Raw genomic sequence first — 24,056 nt, forward strand, 5'->3', positions numbered from 1 at the left:
AAAAAATATATATCTGGATAACATTGTTAACTTCGTGTATTAAATAAAGTACTTATTCCGAAGGGAAGTGACAAACATGGCTACAGCGGTATTAAACGTTAAGATTGATGACGCGCTAAAAGAAAGGCTTCGCCACTATGCGGAAGTGAATAACGAGAATTTAAGCGTGACGACAGAGAAACTGCTGCTGCTGGCGTTCGAGGCAGTAGAAGAGGCGGGAGTATCGGAAGAGGATATTGATAATCAGCATACGGAAGAAGAGAATATTTCTCCATTTACTCCTAAAGAAATCAAGGCTCTACGTAAACTTCTGAAGAAGAGAAAATGAAACAACAACTGTCAACTGCCAGTGACTACAAAGAGGCCTGCGATTTGTTGCGTTCAGGCTACGTGAAGCATGTACGTCTTGGCTGGAATGTCGGAAGTGATGAGTTCTTTCGTATTGCGTCTGACTGGTGTGATACTGGCGCAAAAATAAAGAAAGACGGTGAAAACTTCGTTATTTCACTTAAAGGGTTTCCTATTCCTGCTCAGCATTAATTCCGGACTGGTGAAAACTGCTGACTGTATCCATGACAGTCAGCAGTTTTTATTTTTTATGATCGGCTTCAAACTTTTTGCTATTAAATCACGCTGCGTTTTACAGGTGGCACGTTTTTATTCAGGGCGAGCCATAACGGTTTAATCCTCAGCAGCGCCTGTTCAAGTTCTGTCGGCTCGAGCGAGAAGGGCATCCGCAAATAGCGGTCAAACGCACCCGATAAACCAAACCGCGTACCGGTCCCCAGATTTATCCCCAGAATCTCAGCCCGCGCGGCAAGCTGCGTCGCCAGCATGCCGGGGAGCTCAATCCAGTATGAGAGCCCGCCCTCTGCTTCATGGAATGTCCACTCCGGGAAATGTTCACGCAGCAGTTCACCGCATCGATCGCGTCGTTCCGCCAGCATTTTGCGGCGTGCGGGTAGAAACGTCTCGCTGTTGTTGATGAGCCACAGCGCCGCTAGCTGTTCCAGCAGCGGCGAGCCTAAATCCAGCGTATCGCGCGTCTGGGCAAGCGTGGCGATCGTGCGCGAGGACGCGCGGATCCAGCCGAGACGCAGCCCGCCCCAGAAGCTTTTTCCGGCAGAACCTAAGGTGATGACGGTGGCCTGCGGGTTAAAGGAGGCCAGCGGGGGCGGAGGAGGGGCGTCAAACCAGAGATCCACCATCGTTTCATCCACCACCAGCGTCGTACGGGTTTGCGCAGCAATATCGGTAATGGCCTGACGGGTCGCGACATCCATGCAGCGCCCGGTGGGGTTATGAAAATCAGGCATCAGGTACGCCAGGCGCGGCGCGGTTTGGGCAAGCGTGGCGGCGAAACCGTCCGTATCCCAGCCCGTTTCCGGCAGCGACACCCCCACGGGCCGACACTGCGCGCCCTGAATGGCGGCAATCGCCAGCGGATAGGTGGGGTGATCGACCACGACGCGATCTCCCGGCCCGGTCATCATCCGCAGGACCAGCGCGAAGCCGCTGACGGCGCCATTGACCACCATTACTTCGTCCGCGCGGGTGGGAAGACCCCGCGCGGTGTAGCGCGCAGCGATGGCCTCCCGCAGCGTCGGGAGCCCTAGCTGATCGTAACCCGTCAGCGCGAGGTGCTGCGTAATGGCCGTGAGCGCGTGGGTATACGCCTGGTGGATTTCCGGCCCGGCATTGAGGGCGGCAGTGGAGAGATCCAGTGCGGCACTCGCCGCGGAAAGCGTGGGAACGGCGCGCGTATCCGGGAGGATCACGCGTGACCCGCTGCCGTGGCGGCTTTCAAGATATCCCTCCTCGCGCAGATGGGCGAGGGCGCTGCTGATGGTGGTCCGGCTCACGTCCAGCGCCGTGGCCAGCTCGCGCTCCCCCGGTAGCCGTGTATTCAATGCCAGACGTCCGTCAAGGATTAACAGGCGCAGCGCATCGGCCAGCTGTCGCCAGAGCGGCGTGCGGGATGAGGTTTGCTGCCAGTGGCCTAAAAGGCGTACCAGAGACTGGCTTCCGAAGCGACGTGACGACATATGCAGTCCACTATTTGAAAACTGGACATTAATCATAGTGCCATTTTAGGTCAGGATGAAAGCCTGGTTCACTGGAGAAGATAAAAATGGTACGTCGTCTGCTACAACTCTATGTCGGTTTAGGACTGTATGGCCTGTCCACCGCGATGTTTATTCGTTCCGATTTGGGTGTCGATCCCTGGGATGTATTTCACCTTGGGGTGGGGTTACAGCTGGGAATGACTATCGGAACGGTGATCATTTTAACCGGTGCTGCGGTGCTGCTGCTGTGGATCCCCCTGCGCCAGATGCCGGGCCTGGGCACCATCAGCAACGTGATTTGTATCGGTCTGGCGGCGGATGCCAGCATGGCGCTTATCCCGGAACTGGACTCGTTACCTGTGCGCATCGCTTTCCTGGTGTCGGGTATCGTGATGAACGCGATTGCGACCAGCATGTACATTGGCGCCGGTTTTGGGCCTGGCCCGCGCGACGGCCTGATGACCGGCATTCATGCCCGGCTGGGGTGGTCCATTCGCAGCGTGCGTACCTCTATTGAGGTGTCCGTCCTGCTGATTGGGTGCGTGCTTGGCGGCACGTTTGGGGTGGGAACGGTAGTATACGCCCTGACCATTGGCCCACTTATCCAGCTCTGTCTGCCCTGGTTCCGCCAGAAGCCGAGCGTTGCTGAAATTGCGCAGCCGGAACGGGTTGTTTAATTTTGCGAAGCGCTCACATGTTTTAACGGCGTCGCTGTGCCACAATAATGGGCCACGACTCACGCGATGCCACAATGCATGAAAGCTATCACTCTCTATGATGTCGCCCTCCTTGCGGGGGTTTCTTATCAGACCGTCTCTCGCGTCATTAACGACGCGGAGCATGTGTCTGCCCGTACCCGGGAAAAGGTGCAGCAGGCGATGGCGGAGCTGCACTACGTGCCTAACCTGCGGGCACAGCAGCTGGCGGGTAAACGCACCCGCACGCTGGGACTCATCACCATCGATCTGGCCCTGCATGCGCCCTCGCAAATTGTGTCGGCGGTAAAATCCCGGGCGGCGGAACAGGGGGCGAGCGTCCTTATCTCCATGGTGGAGCAACCGCAGCAGTGTCAGGCCGCGCTTCAGGCGCTGCTGGCACAGCGGGTGGACGCGCTGCTGGTGAATGTTCCGCTTGATGATGAACACGCCGAACAGCTGAGGGCGCTGGCGTCGCCCGTTCCGGTGCTTTTTCTTGATGTCTCGCCTTCAGCACATGTAAACAGTCTTGTGTTTAACGCCGGGCAGGGCGCGCATCTGGGCGTTGAGCACCTGCTGTCGCTGGGGCATCAGCGCATTGCCCTGCTGAGCGGGCCGGAAAGCTCGATCTCTGCTCGGGCGCGTCTGGCGGGGTGGAAAGCGGCTCTGGCCCGCGCGGGGCATAAAGCCGCTGCGGTGGCCTACGGAGACTGGAGCGCGGCCAGCGGTTATGAGAAAGGACATGTGCTGCTGTCGGGTACCGCATTGCCGGATGCCATTCTGGTGGCGAACGATCAAATGGCGCTGGGGGTAATGCGCGCCTGCGCGGAAAAGGGGATCGCGATTCCAGGTCAGATGTCGGTGGTCGGGTTCGACGATACGGCTGACAGCGCCTGGTTTTCCCCGCCGCTGACGACCATTCGCCAGGCATTTCGCGAGGCGGGCGAGCGCAGCGTGGAGTGGCTGCTGGCGCCCACCGAAGGCGAGACGTGCTGGCAGGTTCAGCTGCCGGTGACGCTGGTTACCCGCCATTCCAGCGCGCGCCGCGCGCCGCAGCAGGCCGAACGCGAGGATCTGGCGCAGCAGCTCAGAAGCCTGGCTCTCCTGGCCGAGCAGCTTGTCCGCAAATAAGACTTTTGTGATCGGACTCGCTAGCCTGCGATTGAATGCTTTACCGTCGCAGAATGCCAGGGCATGTTAACCAAAATTGTGAGCGCTTCGCAAAGAGGTTACTATGTCCAACACATCCCCGCTGACCCTCAGCGACATTCTGGCCCGTCGGGACTGGGAAAACCCCGGCGTTACCCAGTGGAACCGCCTGCCCGCACACGCGCCGTTAGACAGCTGGCGTAATGAATCTTCCGCCAGGGATGACGCTGGATCTATCAGCAGGCGCTCTCTTAACGGGATGTGGCGATTTAGCTATTTTTCTTCACCCGAGCGGGTTCCTGAGGCATGGGTCAGCGAAGATTGCGCGGATGCCGTCGCGATGCCCGTGCCGTCGAACTGGCAGATGCAGGGGTTCGACACGCCTGTCTACACCAATGTCACCTATCCCATCCCCGTTAACCCACCTTTTGTGCCGCAGGAAAACCCGACAGGTTGTTACTCGCTCACATTTGACGTTGATGACGCCTGGCTTCAGCGTGGGCAAACCCGAATTATTTTTGACGGCGTGAACTCGGCATTCCATCTGTGGTGCAACGGGCAGTGGATAGGCTATTCCCAGGACAGTCGATTGCCCGCCGAGTTTGACCTCTCGGCGGCATTACGCCCCGGGCAGAACCGCCTGGCGGTCATGGTCTTGCGCTGGTGCGACGGCAGCTATCTGGAAGATCAGGACATGTGGCGCATGAGCGGCATTTTCCGCGATGTCTCCCTGCTGCATAAGCCGGAGACGCACATTGCGGATTTTCACGTGGTCACCGATCTGAATGCGGAGCTGGACCGCGCGGTGTTGAACGTTGATGTCGCGCTGGCAGGCGCAGACTACACGGAATGCGAGGTGGCGATCACGCTGTGGCGCAACGGTGAGCGGTGTGGCAGTACTACCCAACGGCCCGGATCTGCCATTGTGGACGAGCGCGGCAACTGGGCCGAGCGGTTAACGGCGGCGATCCCGGTTACAGCCCCCGCGTTATGGAGTGCAGAAACCCCGGAACTCTATCGTCTGACGATCGCGCTTTTGGATGCGCAGGGCAACGTGCTGGAGACGGAGGCCTGCGATGTCGGCTTCCGCCGGATTGAAATCAGCAACGGCCTGCTGAAGCTCAACGGTAAACCGCTGCTGATCCGCGGGGTTAACCGGCACGAGCATCATCCGGAAAACGGCCAGGTGATGGACGAAGCGACGATGCGCCGCGATATCGAGATCATGAAGCAGCACAACTTCAACGCCGTGCGCTGCTCGCACTACCCGAACCATCCGCTGTGGTACCGGCTTTGCGATCGCTACGGACTGTACGTCGTTGACGAGGCCAATATCGAAACCCATGGCATGGTGCCGATGAGCCGCCTTGCTGACGATCCGCGCTGGCTGCCCGCCATGAGCGAGCGCGTGACCCGCATGGTGCAGCGCGATCGTAATCATCCCTCAATTATCATCTGGTCGCTGGGCAATGAGTCCGGCCACGGCGCAAACCACGACGCACTGTACCGCTGGCTGAAATCCACGGATCCGACGCGTCCGGTGCAGTATGAAGGCGGCGGCGCGAACACGGCGGCGACCGATATTGTCTGTCCGATGTATGCCCGGGTCGATCAGGATCAACCCTTCCCGGCGGTGCCTAAATGGTCAATCAAGAAATGGATCGGCATGCCGGATGAAACGCGTCCGCTGATCCTCTGCGAATACGCCCACGCGATGGGAAACAGCTTCGGCGGATTCGCGAAATACTGGCAGGCGTTTCGCAGCCATCCTCGCCTGCAGGGGGGATTTGTCTGGGACTGGGTCGATCAGGCCCTGACGAAACAGGACGAAGAGGGCAATACGTTCTGGGCATACGGCGGGGACTTTGGCGATAAGCCAAACGACCGACAGTTCTGCCTCAACGGCCTGGTCTTCCCCGATCGTACGCCGCACCCGGCGCTGTTCGAGGCGCAGCGCGCGCAGCAGTTCTTCAGCTTTACGCGGGTCAGCACCTCTCCGCTGGTGATTGAGGTGCAAAGCGGGTACCTGTTCCGCCATACCGATAACGAAGTGCTGAGCTGGACGGTTGCCCGGGATGGGAAGGTACTGGCTTCGGGCGAGGTGACGCTGGCGATAGCCCCTGAAGGTGTTCAGCGTCTGGAGATCGCTCTGCCGGAATTGAAAGCCGAGCCGGGGGAAGTCTGGCTGAATGTTGAAGTGCGCCAGCCGCGGGCAACGCCGTGGTCACCGGCTGACCATCGCTGCGCGTGGGAGCAGTGGCTGCTTCCGTCTCCGCTGTTTGTCGCACCGCCAGCCTCTACGGGCGAGCCGCCGGTTTTAACGCAAAACGACCGCATCCTGGCGATCGCGCATGGTCAACAGCGCTGGCAATTCGATCGCGCAACCGGAAACCTGGCTCAATGGTGGCGAAATGGCGTGGAAACGCTGATGTCGCCTCTGACGGATAACGTCAGCCGTGCGCCGCTGGACAATGATATTGGGGTGAGTGAAGCGACGAAGATCGATCCGCATGCATGGGTTGAGCGCTGGAAAGCGGCGGGCATGTACGATCTCACCTCGCGCGTTCTGTACTGTGAGGCAGCGCAGCACGCAGACAAGGTGGTGGTCACAACCCAGCACGTCCTTGAGTATCGCGGCAACGCGCTGTTTCTGAGTCGTAAAACCTGGCGGGTGGACGATCGGGGAGTTCTGCACGGCGACATTCAGGTGGATATTGCGTCTGATATCCCGGAACCCGCGCGCGTTGGCCTGAGCGTTCATCTCGCCGAAACGCCGGAAAACGTGTCCTGGCTTGGGCTGGGGCCGCATGAAAACTATCCGGACAGAAAGCTGGCGGCGCAGCAGGGGCGCTGGACATTACCCCTGGCGGAGATGCATACGCCGTATATCTTCCCGACGGAAAATGGTTTGCGCTGTGATACGCGGGAGCTGGCGCTGGGAACGCATCAGCTGAACGGCCGGTTCCATTTCTCGGTGAGCCGCTACGGCCAGCAGCAGCTGCGGGAGACAACCCATCACCATCTGCTGCGCAAAGAGCCGGGATGCTGGCTCAATCTCGATGCGTTCCATATGGGCGTGGGCGGCGACGACTCCTGGAGCCCCAGCGTCTCGCCGGAATTCCTCCTGCAGACACGCCAGCTTCGCTATACCTTCAGCTGGCAGCAGAACCCTTAACTGACCCTGGAGATGCGGCCACAGAGTGTGGCCGCAGGCTTACGCCAGAATGCCGCTCAGGCCATGCAGGCTCATATAAATCCCTACCACGGTAATCAGCGCAGCGGAGATCCACGGTGCTTTACGGGAGAATTCGCTAAACCCGGGCCAGCGTTTGGTCGCGTGCTTGAGGCTCAAGGCGGCAATCGCGCCGGAAGCGACAAGCGTTAACGCCAGACCAATGCTAAAGCTGAACACCAGCGTCGCGCCGAGGGCGAAATGCTTCAGCTGCAGGCAGATCAGCAGAACGGTAATGGACGCCGGGCAGGGGATAAGCCCGCCGGTGAGGCCAAACATCACGATCTGTCCGGTGGTGACGTTTTGGCCGCTGAAGCGCCGGTTAATATCCTGCGCATGCGCGCGCTGGTGGGCGTCCTGCCACTCTTCTTCAACCAGCGGGTGTTCGTGGTGGTGATGTTCATGATGATGGCCATGGTCATGGTCATGGTGGTGGTGATGATCATGGTCGTGATGATGATCGTGTGGCTGGCTCTCTTTCCAGGTTCGCCACGCCATCCACAGGGCGATCGCAACGATCAATACCCCTGAGATCAGCTGGAACCAGGGTTCAGACGTATGCGCATCCCATCCCCGACCAAACCATAAACCCGCCATGGCGATAATCCAGACTACTGCCGTATGCGAAAGCGTAGCGGCCAGGCCGAGCAGGACCGCCTGTTTCAGCGTGCCGCGGATAGCCACGATAAAGGCGGCCATCATGGTTTTTGAGTGACCCGGCTCCAGGCCATGTAGTGCACCGAGCAGGATAGCGCTGGGAACAAACAGCCAGGCATTACCCTGCTGCAGAAGTGAGGCGAAATCGTTCATTGAAATTTCCGGAGTGGAAGCGTGCGCAAATAGTACTCCCCCCCAGTAGCTTAATACTACCCCCCAGTAGAAAAATACTCAGGGGGAGTAGAGCGTGATATGCTCTAAAAGCCAAAACTGAGGGAGACAGAGATGTCACATACCGTTCGCGACAAGAAGATGTTACTGACTCGCCTGAAGAAAATTCAGGGGCAGAGCACCGCGCTCGAAAAAATGCTCAACAGCGAACACGAATGCGCCGAGGTGTTACAGCAGCTGGCGGCGATCCGTGGAGCGGTCAACGGCATGATGATGCAGGTGATTGAAGGGCACCTTACCGATCACGTGGTGAAAGAGCCCGAAGAGGCGCAGCGTGAAGCCGATCTTGGCGTGGTGCTGCAGGTGATGAAATCCTACCTTAAGTAGCGTGCGTGCCGAGGTTATTCTCTGCCCAAAGAATAAATTCCGTCTTTGGTAGCGCTTTGCTGTAGTACCAGCCCTGTCCGTACTGCACGCCGTGCTGGTGCAGCCAGGCGAGCTGCCCGGCGGTCTCGACGCCTTCCGCCACCATCGCCAGCTTCAGAGACTTCGCCATTTCAATAATGTGCGGCGTCACGTTTTTATACTCCAGCGCATCCACGAACGATTTATCAATTTTTAGCGTGTCGACATCCAGATCCTGCAGATAGCTCAGGCTGGAATAGCCCGTACCAAAATCATCAATATAGACAGGGTGCCCCGAACGGCGGAATGCGGCGATAGCCGGCGCGCTGATTTTGGGATCGGCAAAGCCGCGCTCGGTAACCTCAAGGGCGATTTGGCCTGGGTGGACCTTCCATTTGTTCAGCAAGTGACTCAGCAGCGGCGGCAGCGTGCCGGAGGTCAAATCGGCGGGCGCGAGGTTGATGGAGATATGCTGATCGGGGTGAAGATGCAGCCAGCTGCCCATATCCTCGAACACCTTTTCGATAACGAGCTGCGTCAGCTGGGAGATAAGCCCGGTTTGCTCAGCAAGGGGAATAAAAATATCAGGCGAGAGGCTGCTTCCGTCCGGCTGCGGCCAGCGCGTCAGCGCCTCTGCGCCGACAATTTTTCCGCTACACAGCGCCACGATGGGCTGATAGTGAACCACAAAATCGCGGCTGTTAATGGCGTCGAGCAGGCGGTTGCGCGGCGACTGGATGCGACGCAGTATCCGCAGGACAAAGAGCGCGGCAAGCAGGCTTATCAGGATGCCGAAGGGCAGCCACAAAAGCAGCTGCCGGTGCCAGGTTTCAGCCAGCGGTTTGAGCGTAGCCCATGCAACGACGGTAAACCCCAGTTCAGGGACGGGCTTCATAACGTACATTGAACCATCGTACTGTATGCTGGTCATCTCCTGACCCATGATCATGTCACGGATATGCGGATCGAGCGTATTGCTGCTGGCAAAGATGCGGCGTGTGGTATTTCCTACCAGGGCAGCATCAATCGCTATCTCGCCGAAGGGGATCACATCCACAAGCGAGGCCGGATCGACCAGGACAAGATAGTGACCTTGCCCCAGTACGGCCATGTAGCGATGAAACCCCAGATCGTTTTGCGTGGTCAGCCATGCGCTGTAACCATCTTCGGTAACGCGCATCGGCGGGGGGAAAGGGGCGGCATGGCTGGTTTGTTCAAGAGAGGAGCAGAGTGGCCTGAGGTTGTCGATATAAATCACTTCCTGCACATATCGCCACGAGAAAGCGACCCGTCGCATCTCCCTTAACTGCAGGGGGCTGCACGGCACGCCCTCAAAGGCCTGCAGATGATTGAGCGCTTCCTTCGCCTGATCCACGACCTTGTCGGTACGTATCAGCACGCGTGAGGCATAGTTATCCAGCGCATCGACAAATTTATCTTCCGCCTGACGATGAGCCAGCCAGATGCTCAGGCAAATGGGGACCAGCACGGAAAAGATAAGTATGCCAGTCACCAGACTGACCAGATGTCGGGTTTTCATGCTGTCGTTTCCTTCCTCGTATACCCGTTCCTGAGCACTGAGTTCCCTGCCTGAAGAGAAAGATTTTACCGCGAAATGATATAGTTATAGCACGTGGGTGGCGTGGTTTTCATTTTATCTCAGGTAAACCAGAAAATATCGTCAGAAGGAAGGGGTTGTTTTTTTAACCTGGCCTGGATATTATTTTGTTATGTTATAACAAAACACAAAGGATTTACGATGAAACCAAATATCCATCCAGCGTATCGCACCGTGGTATTCCACGACACCAGCGCGAATGAATACTTCAAAGTCGGCTCAACCATTAAGACCGACCGCGAAATTGAACTCGACGGTGAAACGTATCCATACATCACCATCGAGGTTTCTTCAAAATCGCACCCGTTTTATACCGGTAAGCAGAAAACGTTCTCCACGGACGGCAGCGCAGCGCGCTTCCGCAAGCGTTTTGGCGGTTTTCTCAATGCGAAGCGGGGCTAACCATGCAGGTACTTAACTCATTGCGCAGTGCAAAACAGCGTCACCCGGATTGCCAGATAGTCAAACGCAAGGGACGCCTGTACGTGATTTGTAAATCCAATCCGCGCTTTAAGGCGGTGCAGGGCCGTAAAAAAAGACGCTAAACGCGCGTTTCTCGCCAGCTTTCCAGGGATCTTTTCTGTTTGCCATCGGCAGTAAAATTGTCGGTGGCAAGCCAGCTTTCAAAGGCGTTTGCCAGCGCCGGCCACTCTTTGTCGAGAATCGAAAACCAGTCGGTATCCCGGTTATGACCTTTTATGACCAGCGCCTGACGAAAACGCCCCTCAAACTGAAAACCCAGGCGCAGGGCGGCTTTGCGGGAAGGTTCGTTCAGGCTATTGCACTTCCACTCATAACGCCGGTAGCCCAGGGTATCGAACACATACCGCATCAGCAGATATTGCGCCTCTGTCGACATGGGCGTGCGGCTTAACAGGGGAGAGAAGTGAACGTGCCCCACCTCCACGACCCCATTTTTAGGATCGATCCGCATCAGGGACAGCGTCCCGACCGGAGACCGGGTCTGGTTATCGATAACGGTAAAGTGTATGGGGTCGGATAACTCGCTTACGTTCGCCACCCATTCGGCAAATTCCTCTGCGGTAGCGTCGGGTTCACGTAGCAGCCACGTCCAGCTGCGCGTATCTTCAGCGAGGGAATAGGCGGAAAACAGCGCGTTGGCATGCTCCACGCGCAGCGGTTCAAGCCGACAATAGCGTCCCTGAAGCACGACCCGGGACGGGTGCTGACGAGGCTGCCAGTTGCTAAGCGCTTCGCCTACTGGCTGTCCGAACTGATTGAATGTCTTCATCTTAATTTCCGTGACGTTGAAAAGAGTTCCAGACTAGTGAATTGCTGGTTCCTTAAAAAGAACCACTGCGCTATGTTTTGATGGTGCCACGAGGAGGTGAGATGAATATACCGGGTGATGAATTTTATACCTTGCTCAATGCTGCCCTGCAAAAACGTGGGAAAGAGACGCGCCAGCGCGCGCTTTATCTTGCGTTACGGGAGGCCATACTGTGCGGAAGGCTACTGTCCGGCAGCCAGCTTCCCGGTTCGCGAACGCTGGCTCAGCAGCTCTCCCTTTCCCGCAATACCGTCAATGCGGCGCTGGACCAGCTCACGCTGGAAGGGTATTTGCAGCGTAACCGCCAGGGAACGCGGGTGGCACAGCTCGCTCACCGCTCTGTCGCCCGGACATTGCCGGACCCTGCCATCAGGCTCGCCCGGCGGGTCGGCCTGCTGCCAGCGCCCGTGCCCCGGGACACGCCGGTGCTGGCGTTTACCCCGGGAACCCCGGCTATCAACTATTTTCCGCTACCGCTGTGGCGGCGATTGTACGATCGCGTGATGCGCGAGGAGGGAAGTGCCCTGCTAGGGTATGGCGACCCGGCCGGTGAACCGTCGCTGCGGGCAGCGATTGCCCGACACCTCGCCCTGTCCCGCGGTATCGACTGCGACGCCAGCCAGATAGTGATAACGGAAGGGGCGCTTGAGGGGGTTAACCTGTGCACCATGCTGTTGAGTGAGCCTGGCGATGTCGGGTGGGTGGAAAACCCCGGCTATAGCGGGGCAAAGAGCGCGTTTGTTAAAACAGGCCTGACCATGACGGGAATCCCTGTTGATGACGAGGGAATGTGCTGGGAAGGACGGGATGCGCCTGCTCCCTCGCTGATTTTTACCTCACCTTCGCACCAGTTCCCCTACGGAAGCGTGCTCAGTGCCCGGCGACGTCTGGCGCTACTGGAACTGGCCCGGCAGCAGAACGCGTGGATCATAGAAGACGATTACGACAGCGAATTCCGTTATGCCGGTGAGCCTGTGCCCGCGATGCTGGGGATGGTCAACAACGCGCCCGTGGTTTATCTGGGAACATTCAGTAAAACGCTGTTTCCGTCGCTCAGAATGGGGTTCATGGTCTTGCCGCCAGCGCTGGCGAAAGCGGCTCGCCCGGCCATCGGCTCGCTGTTGCGGGGCGGGCATCGTGCCGAACAGCGTACGCTGGCGCTGTTCATTGAAGAAGGCCACTATGCCCGTCATCTTGCCGCCATGCGTCGGCTCTATCGTAAGCGATACCGCCAGCTGCGGGAGGTGCTGGGGGCAGAGCTTCACACGCCGCACCGTATACTGGCCGGTGAAGGCGGGATGCATCTGACGCTGGCGATAGACGATATTGACGATCAGACGCTGGTGGCGCAGGCGAGGGCGTTTCAGCTGGCACCCGCTGCACTGAGCGGGTATTACCTTGGGGCGAAGCAGGGGCAAACCGGTCTGGTTTTAGGTTACGGCAACACCTCTGCTTCGCAGTTTTCGCCGGGGATCCGGCGTCTGCAGGCGTTAATTACGCAGCAGCAGGGCGCGAAAGGGTAAAGACATCATAGAAAGAGAGCTGGCCTTTGGTGGAGACCATTTTTTGCAGCTTCTCTTTTTGCGCTGTTTCAACGGCCGGAGAGTGCATGATGCTGTCGATCAGCTCCGTGGGCACGAAACGTGTGTTATACCATTCACCGTTGTAGCAGACCCGAAAATCGAGAACGTCGATATCTTCGTAACGGTAGCGCGGATTCACGTCGAAAAAGAAAAAGGCGTTAAAGACCACAAACAGCACAACCAGCAGCCAGACGGAGTCCACCAGCGTTTCGGACTTCAGCATCACAATCAGCGTCGCCAGCCAGGCAGCATACATGGCGACAAACAGTCCAGGATGTTTGCGAATAAAGCTAATGCTAAAGCGCGGGCGATTGTCGCGCTTTTCGCGGAGGTTAAGATCGTCGATGGTGGCGGTAAGCAGGCGCTGTATCTCGGTCATTTTTTGCCTTCATAAGAGTTGACAATACAGGGTGTCTGCCAATTTTAGGGGAGCCATCGGGTTGAAAAAAGTAACAGTCAGGCGCTAAAAGACCATAACAGTTGGCTCCCCGCGCCCTTATAAAGTTTTGATGATTTTTGCCGGATTGCCGCCCACGACGACGTTAGCCGGGACGTCTTTTGTCACCACGGCGCCGGAGGCCACCACCACATTATCACCGATCGTGACGCCGGGGTTAATGACCGCCCGGCCACCAATCCAGACATTATTCCCAATGTTGACCGGTTTCCCAAACTCCACGCCGCTGTTCCGTTCCTCTGCATCCAGCGGGTGGGTGGCCGTATAAATGTGCACACCCGGCGCGAGCATGCAGTTATCGCCGATGCGAACAGGGCAGACATCCAGCATCACGCAGTCGAAGTTCGCGTAAAAGTTTTTGCCAAGATAAATATTGTATCCGTAGTCGCAGCGGAAGCTCGGTTCTATATAAGCGCCTTCGCTTTGCCCCAGAAGTTCCGCCAGGATATTCTGGCGTTCTGTTTTTTCATCGGGCGCGGTGTGGTTATAGCGGTAAACCAGATGGCGGGCCCGCAGTCGGTCGGCCCGTAACGTCTCATCGCCGGGGCGATAATGTTCACCGGCAATCATCTTCTGTTTTTCTACGCTCATAGGAAACCTCTCTGGAAATGATTACCGCAGGGTAATCGGAACAGGTCGAGAGGGGAACGTTCCCGAAAAGCCGATGTGACTGTCGTCACAACATTGTTGCTGATGAACACGTTTTACACGGAGACCTGGCCTGGGCACAGGGAACATAACGGGATAGGTAAAAAACTCAGAACGTGGCGTAGAACTCTACAGACACCCTTCAAAGATTAACGGACAAATTTCCATACAGAAGTAGGGATTTTGTCATACAACTTATTCATGGTCAGCTCAGCAAGACGATGGTCAGCGGCTGAATAAAATACGGCCAGTTCATTATCAGAAAGCTCGTATTTATTCTTTTCAATCACGCGTTCGAGGGTGTCAATTGACTGACAACGTCGTAAGCGCATCAAATAATCGATTTTTGTGAGTGGTTTATCAGACATAAATTCACCTTAGTAATTGTAATAATTTTAACAGGAAAGGCTAACCGGGTTAGCTCTGCTCACGTTGACGAAACAGCGGAATAGCCGGTTTCCCGATTTACGCCATTTTTGCAAATCCTGGGCGTTAATGCCGTAACTACTGAACAACATAAAGGTGTCGTCCAGGTATTCATCAATTTGCTCAATGAGCTTATTATCTTCATTGTACTTAATTTTATAATTAAGTGCGAAGGTTGCGATATGCTCTATCAGCTCATTCAACTGTAAATTGATGGCAGACGTTGGGTCGTTTACCCAGCCATGGTTGCTTTCATCAAGGTTGGCAAGGCAGTCATGGTACAAGGATTCGCAGAGAAATTTCAACTGCGCGATATCATGCCTTTTTGGCGAGTACTCGTCCATAGCGCATCCCCTTCTGAGTGATTTCTTACTCACCGAACATCATTGTCGGGATGGATACAACTGACTTAGCTACATGAGTGCTGTGTTCCTGATAACCTAACTATAAGCCACTCCTTCCTGGATTTCATCGCGCTATTACGAAAAATTACAAATAAAACCGTAGACTGCGAGCATGTACGCAATGTTCCACCCTGGACACCCCTTTTTTATCCAAATTAACGCGCTGTTTTATCGCTTCCTTACGTTTCATTGGCTTAGCAAAAATGGCGAGAAAAGTTCAGATTCGAACTCCACGTTGTCAGAACTTCTTATTAGGAATATTCCTAATAGCTTAAGCGGGGAAATGAAATTAAAAAAATCCTGAATTCACCGATTAAGTTATCAGTTAATTATGATATGTCTAATTAAGATGGCAGAAAATAAATTGAATCACAATAAGCGTAATTTATGATTTTTTCTGAAAATGAAAAAGGCCGCTAATGCGGCCTTTTTATCATGTGAAACCGGTATCAGTGAGGTTCTACCGAATGCGCGTGTTCAACATCTTCATTCTTACGGCTGAAGCGGCGGCGAACCACCACGAAGAACACCGGTACGAAGAAGATAGCGAGTACGGTTGCGGTGATCATACCCCCCATAACGCCCGTACCGACCGCGTTCTGCGCACCGGAGCCCGCACCGGAGCTGATAACCAGCGGCAGTACGCCGAGGATAAACGCCAGTGACGTCATCAGGATTGGGCGCAGACGCATACGAACAGCCTCAAGCGTCGCCTCAATCAGACCTTTGCCTTCTTTCTCCATCAGATCTTTGGCGAATTCAACGATAAGTATCGCATTCTTCGCCGACAAGCCAATGGTTGTCAGCAGGCCTACCTGGAAGTACACGTCGTTGGTCAGTCCGCGGAACGTTGCCGCAAGCAGCGCACCGATAACCCCGAGCGGTACCACCAGCATAACGGAGAACGGAATTGACCAGCTCTCATACAGCGCTGCCAGACACAGGAAGACGACGATCAGTGAAATCGCGTACAGGGCAGGGGCCTGGTTACCGGACAGACGCTCCTGATAGGACATCCCGGTCCAGTCGTAGCCAACACCCGAAGGCAGTTTGCTCGCCAGCTCTTCCATCAGGTTCATGGCTTCACCGGTGCTTCGGCCCGGCGCAGCCTGACCCAGGATCTCCATTGATGGCAGACCATTATAGCGTTCCAGACGCGGCGAACCGTATTCCCAGCGTGACGTTGAGAATGCCGAGAACGGTACCATCTGACCATTGCTGCCGCGCACGAACCAGCTGTTGATATCGTTTGGCAACATACGGTACTGTGCCTCGGACATCACGTACACTTTCTTCACGCGACCGCGGTCGATGAAGTCGTTAACGTAGCTACCGCCCCAGGCGGCGCCCAGCGTGGTATTGATGTCACTGATGGACACGCCCAGCGCCTGAGCTTTCTCCTGGTCGATGTCGATTTTGTACTGCGGCGTATCTTCCAGGCCGTTTGGACGCACGCCGACCAGCAGGTCAGGGTGCTTAGCCACTTCGCCAAACAGCTGGTTACGCGCCTGCGTCAGTTTTTCGTGACCCAGACCGCCCTGGTCAATCAGCTGGAAGTCGAAGCCGGTCGCGGTACCCAGTTCAACAATCGCCGGCAGGTTGAAGGCGAACACCATCGCATCTTTAATCTGCGAGAAGGTGCCCATCGCACGGCCGGTAATGGCTTCAACCTTGTTCTCTTTGCCCGGACGTTCAGACCAGTCTTTCAGAGAAACGAAGGCGATACCGGTGTTCTGACCACGACCCGCAAAGCCAAAGCCGTTAACCGCAAACACGGATTCAACGTTGTCTTTCTCTTTGGTGAGGTAGTAGTCCGTCACTTCGTCCAGCACTTTCTGGGTACGCTCTTGCGACGCACCCGCAGGAAGCTGTGCCATCGTCAGGAACACGCCCTGGTCTTCATCCGGCAGGAACGAGCTTGGCAGACGAACGAACAGAATCGCCATCCCCGCCACGATGATGATATAGAGCAGCAGGTAACGACCGGTGCTGCGCAGGATGTTGCCCACGCTGTCGGTGTAGTGATGCGTGCTCTTATCAAACATGCGGTTAAACCAGCCGAAGAACCCTTTATGCTCGCCATGACCGCCTTTCTGAATCGGCTTCAGCATGGTGGCACACAGCGCAGGCGTCAGGATCAATGCGACCAGTACCGACAGCGCCATCGCGGAAACGATGGTGATCGAGAACTGACGGTAAATCGCACCGGTAGAGCCGCCGAAGAAGGCCATCGGGATAAATACCGCAGACAGTACCATCGCGATACCCACCAGCGCGCCCTGGATCTGGCCCATTGATTTACGGGTAGCTTCCTTCGGCGGCAGACCTTCTTCCGCCATCACGCGCTCGACGTTCTCTACCACGACGATGGCGTCATCCACCAGCAGGCCGATGGCAAGCACCATCCCGAACATCGTCAGGGTGTTTATCGAGAAGCCAAAGGCCGCGAGGATGGCAAAGGTCCCCAGCAGAACGACCGGAACGGCGATGGTTGGGATCAGCGTCGCGCGGAAGTTTTGCAGGAACAGATACATGACCAGGAACACCAGGATGATCGCTTCTGCCAGCGTTTTAACCACTTCGTGAATCGAAATTTTAACGAATGGCGTGGTGTCGTACGGATAAACGATCTTCAGGCCTGACGGGAAGTACGGTTCCATTTTCTTCAGTTCTGCACGGATCGCCGTGGCGGTATCCAGGGCATTCGCGCCTGTCGCCAGTTTGATACCCAGACCTGAAGCCGGTTTACCGTTGAACTTCGCGATGATGTCGTAGTTCTCACCGCCCAGCTCGACTTTCGCCACGTCGCGCAGGCGAACCTGCGAGCCGTCCTGATTCACTTTCAGCAGAATTTTGCTGAACTCATCCGCGGAGGTCAGACGGGTTTGCGCGATGATCGAGGCGTTAAGCTGCTGGCCCTTCACCGGCGGCGTACCGCCTAACTGACCGGCTGCCACCTGGGCGTTCTGCGCTTTAATGGCGTTAATCACGTCAACCGGCGTCAGCTGGAAGTTGTTCAGCTTGTTCGGATCCATCCAGATACGCATTGCGTACTGAGAACCGAACAGCTGCACGTCACCCACACCGGACGTACGGCTGATGGCGTCCTTCATGTTGGCGCCCACGTAGTCGGAAATATCCTCCTGCGTCATGGTGCCGTTGGTGTTGATAACGCCGACAACCATCAGGAAGCTACTGGACGATTTCTCGACGCTCACGCCCTGCTGTTGTACTTCCTGCGGCAGCAGCGGCATCGCCAGCTGCAGTTTGTTCTGCACCTGAACCTGCGCAATGTCAGCATCCGTACCTGACTCGAAGGTCAGGGTGATCTGAACTGTACCGGTAGAGTCACTGTTTGAGGACATGTACATCAGGTTATCGATACCGTTCATGTTCTGTTCGATAACCTGAGTGACGGTGTCCTGCACCGTTTTTGCATCAGCTCCTGGGTAGGTTGCGGAAATCGTCACCGCCGGTGGCGCAATCGTTGGATATTGCGCGACAGGCAGCTTCAGGATCGCAAGTCCCCCGGCCAGCATGATGATAATGGCGATCACCCACGCAAATATGGGGCGATCGATAAAGAAATTAGGCATGTCTTAACGGCTCCTGTTTAAGTTAAGACTTGGTTTGTTCTGACTGGCCAGCGGCCGAAGCTTGTTGTTTATCGTCAGATTTCACTTCCTGTGCTTTAACCTGCGCGCCAGGACGAACTTTTTGCAAACCAGTAACAATCACGCGATCGCCATCTTTCAGACCTTCCGTCACCAGCCATTTATCCCCAATCGCCTGGGTGGCGGTGATATTGCGCATTTCGACTTTGTTATCAGCCCCAACAACCAGTGCGCTCGCATCGCCGCGTGGCGTACGGGTCACACCCTGCTGTGGAACCAGAAGGGCGGTTGGATTCGTTCCTTCTTCCAGACGTGCGCGAACGAACATACCTGGCAGCAGATTTTTGTCAGGGTTCGGGAAAATCGCACGTAAGGTGATGGAACCGGTGGTCTGGTCGACCGTCACGTCAGAGAATTCCAGCGTCCCTTCCTGCGGGAACTTGATACCGTCGTTGGTAATCAGCTCCACTTTGGCTTTGCCGTTTTCCTGTTTCAGGGTGCCGTTAGCCAGCTCCTGTTTCAGGCGCAGGAAATCATTGCTGGACTGCGTGACGTCAACATAGATCGGATCGAGCTGCTGCACGGTCGCCAGCGCAGTGGTCTGACCGTTCTGCACTAGAGCCCCTTCCGTGACGGAAGATTTACCAATACGACCGCTGATAGGGGAGGTCACTTTGGTATAGGCCAGGTTAATGCGCGCGGTTTCGACGGCCGCTTTGGCTGCCACCACGGCGGCGTTAGCCTGCTGGGCATCCGCCAGGGCGGTATCGTAATCCTGCTGACTGATGTACTTGGTACCGAGCAGTTTTTGATAGCGGTTCAGCGTCAGCTGGGCAATTTTAGCCGCGGCCTGTGCTTTAGCCAGATCGCCTTTCGCGCTTTCATAAGACGCCTGATAGGTTGCGGGATCAATCTGATACAGAGACTCACCGGCCTGCACATCACCGCCTTCGGTGAAGTTGCGTTTCAGGATAATGCCGCTAACCTGAGGACGCACTTCCGCAATGCGGTAAGCATTTGTACGGCCGGGTAATTCGGTGGTGATTTGTAGAGGTTCAGATTTGAGCGTCACAACGCCTACTTCTGGCGCCTGCTGAGCTCCTTGTTGAGCCGGTTTGTCGTCACATCCTGTTAGCGCTAAGCTGCCTGAAAGCATCAGAACGACCGCCAGAGGCGTTAACCCTCTGTTTTTGTTCATATGTAAACCTCGAGTGTCCGATTTCAAATTGATCAAGGGTCCTGAGTCTAAAACCCATTGCTGCGTTTATATTATCGTCATGCTATGGTACATACATTCACAAATGTATGTAAATCTGACTCCTGTAAATTCACTCACCTATGGCACGAAAAACTAAACAACAAGCGCTGGAAACCCGACAACATATTCTGGATGTGGCGATACGTTTGTTCTCGCAGCAAGGTGTTTCAGCAACCTCGCTGGCGCAAATTGCTCAGGCCGCCGGTGTGACGCGAGGAGCGATTTACTGGCATTTTAAAAACAAGTCAGATCTGTTCAGTGAAATCTGGGAGCTTTCAGAGTCCAGCATTAGCGATCTCGAGAGTGAGTATCGGGCAAAATTCCCAGACGATCCACTCTCAGTATTGAGAGAAATATTAGTATATATCCTTGAAGCAACGGTAGTTGAAGAACGTCGCAGATTAATGATGGAGATTATTTTTCATAAATGCGAGTTCGTGGGCGAGATGGCGGTCGTGCAGCAGGCGCAACGAAGCCTCAGTCTGGAAAGCTATGACCGTATTGAGCACAACCTGAACCTCTGTATGGAGGCAAAACTACTACCTGCCAATCTGTTGACCCGTCGGGCGGCGATTCTGATGCGCAGCTACATTTCTGGTCTGATGGAAAACTGGCTTTTTGCACCGCAATCGTTTGATCTTAAAGCGGAAGCTCGCAGCTACGTGGCGATTTTACTGGAAATGCTACAGCTTAGCCCGACGCTGCGCAGTGACGCGCCTTCGCTAACGGCCTGACCCCTTTCCAGGATTTATCTCAGAGGCTTACGTTCGCGCTATTCTGCATCTGACGAGCGTGATATTCTTCACGCCGGACTATTTTCGGTCATCTTCTGACATCATTCACAACTATGCTGCCCATCAATCGCTCGCAACATCCTGTTTTTGCATTGCTCTTTGCGATGCTGTTTTTCTTCGCCACGGCGCCGCTGACCTGGGCCCGCGCCGATAACAGCAACGATATTCCCACGCGTGCTGACGTTCAGTCGCAACTCGACACGCTGAACAAACAAAAAGAACTCTCTCCTCAGGAAAAACTGACGCAGCAGGATCTGACGGAAACGCTGGAAACGCTGGATAAAATTGAACGCGTTAAGGCTGAAACCGCACAGCTTCGTCAGAAGGTGGCGCAGGCCCCTGAAAACATGCGCAAAGCGACGGAGTCGCTGAATGCCCTGAGTGACGTTGATAACGACAACGAAACGCGCAAAACGCTCGCCACGCTCTCCTTACGCCAGCTGGAATCGCGCGTCGCCCAGTTGCTCGACGATCTGCAAACCGCGCAGTCCGATCTCGCGACCTACAACAGCCAGCTTGTCTCCCTGCAAACCCAGCCCGAGCGCGTGCAAAATGCGATGTATACCGCGTCTCAGCAGCTGCAGCAGATCCGCAACCGCCTGAACGGCACGACGATGGGTGAAGGCACGCTGCGCCCGACGCAGCAAACCCTGCTGCTGGTTCAGCAGTCGTTGCTCAATGCGCAGATCGAACAGCAGCGTAAAAGCCTGGAAGGGAATACGGTGCTGCAGGACACTCTGCAGAAACAGCGTGATTACGTCACCGCGAACATTAATCGTCTGGAGCATCAGCTTCAGCTTTTGCAGGAGGCGGTTAACAGCAAACGCCTGACCCTGACGGAAAAAACCGCCCAGGAGGCCGTATCCCCTGACGAAACCGCCCGTATTCAGGCCAACCCGCTGGTAAAACAGGAGCTTGAGGCTAACCATCAGCTCAGCCAGCGCCTGATACTGGCGACGGAAAACGGCAACTCGCTGGTTCAGCAAAATATCAAGGTCAAAAACTGGCTGGATCGCGCCCTGCAGGCGGAACGCAACATCAAAGAGCAGATCGCGGTCCTGAAGGGCAGCCTCCTGCTGTCGCGTATTCTCTACCAGCAGCAGCAGACGCTTCCGTCCGCCGACGAGCTGGAGGACATGACCAACCGCATTGCGGATTTACGTCTGGAACAGTTTGACGTCAACCAGCAGCGCGATGCCCTTTTCCAGAGCGATACCTTTGTCGCCAAAATTGAAGAGGGACACTCCAGCGACGTGAACCCGGAAGTGCACGACGCGCTGCTCCAGGTCGTGGATATGCGTCGCGAGCTGCTGGACCAGCTCAATAAACAGCTGGGTAACCAGCTGATGATGGCCATTAACCTGCAAATCAACCAGCAGCAGCTGGTGAGCGTCTCGAAAAGTCTGCAGGAGATCCTGACCCAGCAGATTTTCTGGGTAAACAGCAACAAGCCGATGGACTGGGACTGGGTTAAATCCTTCCCTGAGACGCTGAAAACGCAGATTAAGAGCATGAAGATCACCGTAAACTGGGAGAAAGCCTGGCCTGCGGTAATGATTGCTTTTCTGGCCGGTTTGCCGCTGCTGCTGATTGCCGGTCTCATCCGCTGGCGTCTGGGCTGGCTGAAAAAATACCAGGCGAAGCTGGCCTCCGAAGTAGGGCAGCTGCGCAACGATAGCCAGCTCCATACGCCAAAAGCGATTCTGATTGACCTTATTCGCGCCCTGCCGGTGTGCCTGATTATTCTGGCTGTGGGTCTGATTCTGCTCACTATGCAGCTCAACGTCAGCGATCTGCTGTGGGCGTTCAGTAAAAAACTGGCGCTGTTCTGGCTGGTGTTTGGCCTGTGCTGGAAGGTACTGGAAAAAGACGGCGTGGCGGTGCGTCATTTCAACATGCCAGCGCAGCTGACCAGCCACTGGCGTCGTCAGATCGTGCGCATCAGCCTGGCGCTCCTGCCGCTGCACTTCTGGTCGGTTGTCTCTGAACTTTCCCCGCTGCATCTGATGGATGACGTGCTGGGCCAGCTGGTCATCCTGCTGAACCTGCTGCTGATTGCGATCCTGATGTGGCCGATGTGTCGCGACAGCTGGCGTGATAAAGAGTCCCACAATATTCGTCTGGCCACCGTGACGGTGCTGGCGATCATTCCGCTGGCGCTGATGGTGCTGACGGCAACGGGCTACTTCTATACCACGCTGCGCCTGTCCGGGCGCTGGATTGAAACGGTCTATCTGGTGATCGTCTGGAACCTGCTCTATCAGACCGTACTGCGCGGCCTGAGCGTGGCGGCACGCCGTATTGCCTATCGCCGCGCCATCGCGCGTCGTCAGCATCAGGTGAAAGAGGGGGCCGAAGGCGCTGAGCCGCAGGAAGAGCCGACCATCGCGCTGGAGCAGGTTAACCAGCAGACGCTGCGTATCACCATGCTGGTGATGATCGCCCTGTTTGCGGTGATGTTCTGGGCGATCTGGTCCGATCTTATTACCGTTTTCGCCTATCTCGACAGTATTACCCTCTGGCAATACAACGGAACCGAAGCCGGCGCGGCGGTCATGAAAAGCGTGACCATGGGCAGCCTGCTGTTTGCGCTGGTGTCGTCGATGGTCGCCTGGGCGCTGATCCGCAACCTGCCTGGCCTGCTCGAAGTGCTGCTCCTGTCACGTTTGAATCTTCGCCAGGGGGCGTCCTACGCCATCACCACGATCCTCAACTACGTCATCATCATTGTCGGAGCTATGACGGTCTTTGGCTCGCTTGGCGTCTCGTGGGATAAACTGCAGTGGCTGGCGGCGGCCCTCTCGGTCGGTCTTGGTTTTGGCCTGCAGGAGATCTTCGGTAACTTTGTGTCCGGCCTGATCATCCTGTTCGAACGTCCGGTACGTATCGGCGATACCGTCACCATCGGCACGTTCTCGGGAACGGTCAGCAAGATCCGCATTCGTGCCACCACCATCACCGACTTCGATCGCAAAGAGGTGATCATCCCGAACAAAGCGTTCGTCACCGAGCGTCTGATCAACTGGTCGCTTTCCGATACGGTGACGCGCGTGGTGATCCGCCTGGGCGTGGCCTATGGATCGGATCTGGATAAGGTGAAAGAGGTGCTGCTGAAGGCGGCGTCTGAACATCCGAAAGTGATGCACGATCCGGCTCCGGCGGTGTTCTTTACCACCTTTGGGCCGAGTACGCTTGATCACGAGCTGCGTTTATACGTGCGTGAACTGCGTGACCGCAGCTACACGGTGGATGAGCTTAACCGCTCTATCGATCGTCTGTGCCGTGAAAACGATATTAATATCGCCTTCAACCAGCTTGAGGTTCACCTGCGTAACGAGAAAGGTGATGAGCATACGGAAGTGAAGCGCGACATTAAGGGTGATGACCCGACTCCGGCTTAATCTATTTTCCCTCTCCCCTCTGGGGAGAGGGCAGGGTGAGGGGGAAGTTTCCCCTCAAAATCCCGCCGCACAATCTCCAGCGCCTTAAGCACCGTCTCGGCGGGGATCTCATGATTCTCCAGCAGCATAATCAAATCGACGGCCAGCTTGACCTCATCGGGTGCATTTTCCAGTGACATGGGTGTGG

At 56.0% G+C, this 24,056-nt stretch carries 22 protein-coding genes; 11 read left to right on the plus strand and 11 right to left on the minus strand.

What is annotated here, in order from left to right; translation table 11 throughout:
- The first annotated feature begins 76 nt into the window (after nt 1-76).
- Both AA74_RS0114265 and AA74_RS0114270 read left to right on the plus strand, forming a co-directional pair.
- Nucleotides 77-328, plus strand: a complete 252-nt coding sequence (locus AA74_RS0114265; RefSeq protein WP_025912632.1) for a hypothetical protein — start codon at nt 77-79, stop codon at nt 326-328.
- Nucleotides 325-540, plus strand: coding sequence for a hypothetical protein (locus AA74_RS0114270; protein ID WP_008503298.1), 216 nt, complete (start codon nt 325-327; stop codon nt 538-540). The genes AA74_RS0114265 and AA74_RS0114270 overlap by 4 nt, the downstream gene beginning before the upstream one ends.
- A gap of 83 nt (nt 541-623) precedes the next feature.
- Here AA74_RS0114270 and AA74_RS0114275 read toward each other — a convergent pair whose 3' ends face one another.
- Nucleotides 624-2,045: a PLP-dependent aminotransferase family protein gene (locus AA74_RS0114275; RefSeq protein WP_025912633.1), complete on the minus strand. Its 1,422-nt coding sequence runs from the start codon at nt 2,043-2,045 to the stop codon at nt 624-626.
- Between the two features lie 86 nt (nt 2,046-2,131).
- Between AA74_RS0114275 and AA74_RS0114280 the strand changes: the two genes are divergently transcribed.
- From AA74_RS0114280 to AA74_RS0114290, 3 genes are all read left to right on the plus strand, one after another.
- The gene (locus AA74_RS0114280; RefSeq protein ID WP_025912634.1) at nt 2,132-2,743 is read left to right on the plus strand and encodes a YitT family protein; all 612 of its coding nucleotides are present in this window, start codon (nt 2,132-2,134) and stop codon (nt 2,741-2,743) included.
- A gap of 78 nt (nt 2,744-2,821) precedes the next feature.
- Nucleotides 2,822-3,892 (plus strand): LacI family DNA-binding transcriptional regulator, encoded by a 1,071-nt coding sequence (locus AA74_RS0114285; RefSeq protein WP_025912635.1) that lies wholly within the window; start codon nt 2,822-2,824, stop codon nt 3,890-3,892.
- A gap of 103 nt (nt 3,893-3,995) precedes the next feature.
- On the plus strand, nt 3,996-7,085 hold the full coding sequence (locus AA74_RS0114290; protein ID WP_025912636.1) for a beta-galactosidase: 3,090 nt from the start codon (nt 3,996-3,998) through the stop codon (nt 7,083-7,085).
- Between the two features lie 39 nt (nt 7,086-7,124).
- On the opposite strand, the gene AA74_RS0114295 is transcribed toward AA74_RS0114290, so the two are convergent.
- The gene (locus AA74_RS0114295) at nt 7,125-7,952 is read right to left on the minus strand and encodes a nickel/cobalt efflux protein RcnA (protein WP_008499279.1); all 828 of its coding nucleotides are present in this window, start codon (nt 7,950-7,952) and stop codon (nt 7,125-7,127) included.
- A gap of 132 nt (nt 7,953-8,084) precedes the next feature.
- Between AA74_RS0114295 and AA74_RS0114300 the strand changes: the two genes are divergently transcribed.
- Complete coding sequence (locus AA74_RS0114300; protein WP_008499280.1) at nt 8,085-8,357, plus strand: metal-sensing transcriptional repressor; 273 nt, start codon at nt 8,085-8,087, stop codon at nt 8,355-8,357.
- Here AA74_RS0114300 and AA74_RS0114305 read toward each other — a convergent pair.
- Nucleotides 8,350-9,915 (minus strand): EAL domain-containing protein, encoded by a 1,566-nt coding sequence (locus AA74_RS0114305; RefSeq protein WP_008499281.1) that lies wholly within the window; start codon nt 9,913-9,915, stop codon nt 8,350-8,352. The genes AA74_RS0114300 and AA74_RS0114305 overlap by 8 nt on opposite strands.
- 219 nt (nt 9,916-10,134) lie before the next feature.
- Here AA74_RS0114305 and AA74_RS0114310 point away from each other — a divergent pair, with 219 nt between their 5' ends.
- Both AA74_RS0114310 and ykgO read left to right on the plus strand, forming a co-directional pair.
- On the plus strand, nt 10,135-10,395 hold the full coding sequence (locus AA74_RS0114310) for a type B 50S ribosomal protein L31 (RefSeq protein ID WP_006176933.1): 261 nt from the start codon (nt 10,135-10,137) through the stop codon (nt 10,393-10,395).
- A gap of 2 nt (nt 10,396-10,397) precedes the next feature.
- Entirely contained in the window at nt 10,398-10,538 is a 141-nt protein-coding gene (gene ykgO, locus AA74_RS01000000122205; protein ID WP_003859006.1) for a type B 50S ribosomal protein L36, read from the plus strand.
- On the opposite strand, the gene AA74_RS0114315 is transcribed toward ykgO, so the two are convergent.
- Entirely contained in the window at nt 10,535-11,245 is a 711-nt protein-coding gene (locus AA74_RS0114315) for a GNAT family N-acetyltransferase (protein ID WP_025912637.1), read from the minus strand. The two genes, ykgO and AA74_RS0114315, sit on opposite strands and share 4 nt — an antisense overlap.
- A 101-nt stretch (nt 11,246-11,346) precedes the next feature.
- On the opposite strand from AA74_RS0114315, the gene AA74_RS0114320 reads away from it, so the two are divergent.
- Complete coding sequence (locus AA74_RS0114320) at nt 11,347-12,807, plus strand: PLP-dependent aminotransferase family protein (RefSeq protein ID WP_025912638.1); 1,461 nt, start codon at nt 11,347-11,349, stop codon at nt 12,805-12,807.
- Here the strand turns inward: AA74_RS0114320 and AA74_RS0114325 are convergent.
- The 6 genes from AA74_RS0114325 to acrA all read right to left on the minus strand — a co-directional run bounded on the left by AA74_RS0114325 (nt 12,779) and on the right by acrA (nt 19,614).
- Nucleotides 12,779-13,246, minus strand: coding sequence for a YlaC family protein (locus tag AA74_RS0114325; RefSeq protein WP_008499285.1), 468 nt, complete (start codon nt 13,244-13,246; stop codon nt 12,779-12,781). The two genes, AA74_RS0114320 and AA74_RS0114325, sit on opposite strands and share 29 nt — an antisense overlap.
- 117 nt (nt 13,247-13,363) lie before the next feature.
- Entirely contained in the window at nt 13,364-13,915 is a 552-nt protein-coding gene (gene maa, locus AA74_RS0114330) for a maltose O-acetyltransferase (protein ID WP_008499286.1), read from the minus strand.
- Between the two features lie 206 nt (nt 13,916-14,121).
- Nucleotides 14,122-14,340 carry an HHA domain-containing protein gene (locus AA74_RS0114335; protein ID WP_008499287.1) on the minus strand — a complete coding sequence of 73 codons (219 nt, stop codon included), beginning with the start codon at nt 14,338-14,340 and terminating at the stop codon, nt 14,122-14,124.
- Nucleotides 14,341-14,367: 27 nt separating this feature from the next.
- A complete protein-coding gene (gene tomB, locus AA74_RS0114340) occupies nt 14,368-14,742 on the minus strand; it encodes an Hha toxicity modulator TomB (RefSeq protein WP_008499288.1) in 375 nt (124 codons plus the stop codon).
- Nucleotides 14,743-15,251: 509 nt separating this feature from the next.
- On the minus strand, nt 15,252-18,398 hold the full coding sequence (acrB, locus tag AA74_RS0114345) for a multidrug efflux RND transporter permease subunit AcrB (protein ID WP_008499289.1): 3,147 nt from the start codon (nt 18,396-18,398) through the stop codon (nt 15,252-15,254).
- Nucleotides 18,399-18,420: 22 nt separating this feature from the next.
- Complete coding sequence (gene acrA / locus AA74_RS0114350; RefSeq protein ID WP_021241633.1) at nt 18,421-19,614, minus strand: multidrug efflux RND transporter periplasmic adaptor subunit AcrA; 1,194 nt, start codon at nt 19,612-19,614, stop codon at nt 18,421-18,423.
- 140 nt (nt 19,615-19,754) lie between these two features.
- Between acrA and acrR the strand changes: the two genes are divergently transcribed.
- Both acrR and mscK read left to right on the plus strand, forming a co-directional pair.
- Nucleotides 19,755-20,408, plus strand: coding sequence for a multidrug efflux transporter transcriptional repressor AcrR (acrR, locus tag AA74_RS0114355; RefSeq protein WP_008499291.1), 654 nt, complete (start codon nt 19,755-19,757; stop codon nt 20,406-20,408).
- A 113-nt stretch (nt 20,409-20,521) separates the two neighbouring features.
- Nucleotides 20,522-23,869, plus strand: coding sequence for a mechanosensitive channel MscK (gene mscK, locus AA74_RS0114360; RefSeq protein ID WP_025912639.1), 3,348 nt, complete (start codon nt 20,522-20,524; stop codon nt 23,867-23,869).
- On the opposite strand, the gene rsmS is transcribed toward mscK, so the two are convergent.
- Nucleotides 23,866-24,048: a pleiotropic regulatory protein RsmS gene (gene rsmS / locus AA74_RS0114365; protein WP_008499294.1), complete on the minus strand. Its 183-nt coding sequence runs from the start codon at nt 24,046-24,048 to the stop codon at nt 23,866-23,868. The two genes, mscK and rsmS, sit on opposite strands and share 4 nt — an antisense overlap.
- Nucleotides 24,049-24,056: the final 8 nt, after the last annotated feature.

It is taken from the genome of Enterobacter sp. 5-4, from assembly GCF_000612205.1.
Lineage (GTDB): Bacteria > Pseudomonadota > Gammaproteobacteria > Enterobacterales > Enterobacteriaceae > Enterobacter > Enterobacter roggenkampii.

Coding starts and splice junctions, on each gene's coding strand:
- AA74_RS0114280 (WP_025912634.1), top strand. CDS start 2,132: ATGGTACGTCGTCTGCTACAACTCTATGTCGGTTTAGGACTGTATGGC.
- AA74_RS0114315 (WP_025912637.1), bottom strand. CDS start 11,245: ATGAAGACATTCAATCAGTTCGGACAGCCAGTAGGCGAAGCGCTTAGC.
- acrR (WP_008499291.1), top strand. CDS start 19,755: ATGGCACGAAAAACTAAACAACAAGCGCTGGAAACCCGACAACATATT.
- AA74_RS0114310 (WP_006176933.1), top strand. CDS start 10,135: ATGAAACCAAATATCCATCCAGCGTATCGCACCGTGGTATTCCACGAC.
- AA74_RS0114290 (WP_025912636.1), top strand. CDS start 3,996: ATGTCCAACACATCCCCGCTGACCCTCAGCGACATTCTGGCCCGTCGG.
- AA74_RS0114265 (WP_025912632.1), top strand. CDS start 77: ATGGCTACAGCGGTATTAAACGTTAAGATTGATGACGCGCTAAAAGAA.
- AA74_RS0114325 (WP_008499285.1), bottom strand. CDS start 13,246: ATGACCGAGATACAGCGCCTGCTTACCGCCACCATCGACGATCTTAAC.
- ykgO (WP_003859006.1), top strand. CDS start 10,398: ATGCAGGTACTTAACTCATTGCGCAGTGCAAAACAGCGTCACCCGGAT.
- AA74_RS0114270 (WP_008503298.1), top strand. CDS start 325: ATGAAACAACAACTGTCAACTGCCAGTGACTACAAAGAGGCCTGCGAT.
- AA74_RS0114320 (WP_025912638.1), top strand. CDS start 11,347: ATGAATATACCGGGTGATGAATTTTATACCTTGCTCAATGCTGCCCTG.
- maa (WP_008499286.1), bottom strand. CDS start 13,915: ATGAGCGTAGAAAAACAGAAGATGATTGCCGGTGAACATTATCGCCCC.
- AA74_RS0114285 (WP_025912635.1), top strand. CDS start 2,822: ATGAAAGCTATCACTCTCTATGATGTCGCCCTCCTTGCGGGGGTTTCT.
- AA74_RS0114295 (WP_008499279.1), bottom strand. CDS start 7,952: ATGAACGATTTCGCCTCACTTCTGCAGCAGGGTAATGCCTGGCTGTTT.
- tomB (WP_008499288.1), bottom strand. CDS start 14,742: ATGGACGAGTACTCGCCAAAAAGGCATGATATCGCGCAGTTGAAATTT.
- AA74_RS0114300 (WP_008499280.1), top strand. CDS start 8,085: ATGTCACATACCGTTCGCGACAAGAAGATGTTACTGACTCGCCTGAAG.
- AA74_RS0114335 (WP_008499287.1), bottom strand. CDS start 14,340: ATGTCTGATAAACCACTCACAAAAATCGATTATTTGATGCGCTTACGA.
- rsmS (WP_008499294.1), bottom strand. CDS start 24,048: ATGTCACTGGAAAATGCACCCGATGAGGTCAAGCTGGCCGTCGATTTG.
- AA74_RS0114275 (WP_025912633.1), bottom strand. CDS start 2,045: ATGTCGTCACGTCGCTTCGGAAGCCAGTCTCTGGTACGCCTTTTAGGC.
- acrA (WP_021241633.1), bottom strand. CDS start 19,614: ATGAACAAAAACAGAGGGTTAACGCCTCTGGCGGTCGTTCTGATGCTT.
- mscK (WP_025912639.1), top strand. CDS start 20,522: ATGCTGCCCATCAATCGCTCGCAACATCCTGTTTTTGCATTGCTCTTT.
- acrB (WP_008499289.1), bottom strand. CDS start 18,398: ATGCCTAATTTCTTTATCGATCGCCCCATATTTGCGTGGGTGATCGCC.
- AA74_RS0114305 (WP_008499281.1), bottom strand. CDS start 9,915: ATGAAAACCCGACATCTGGTCAGTCTGGTGACTGGCATACTTATCTTT.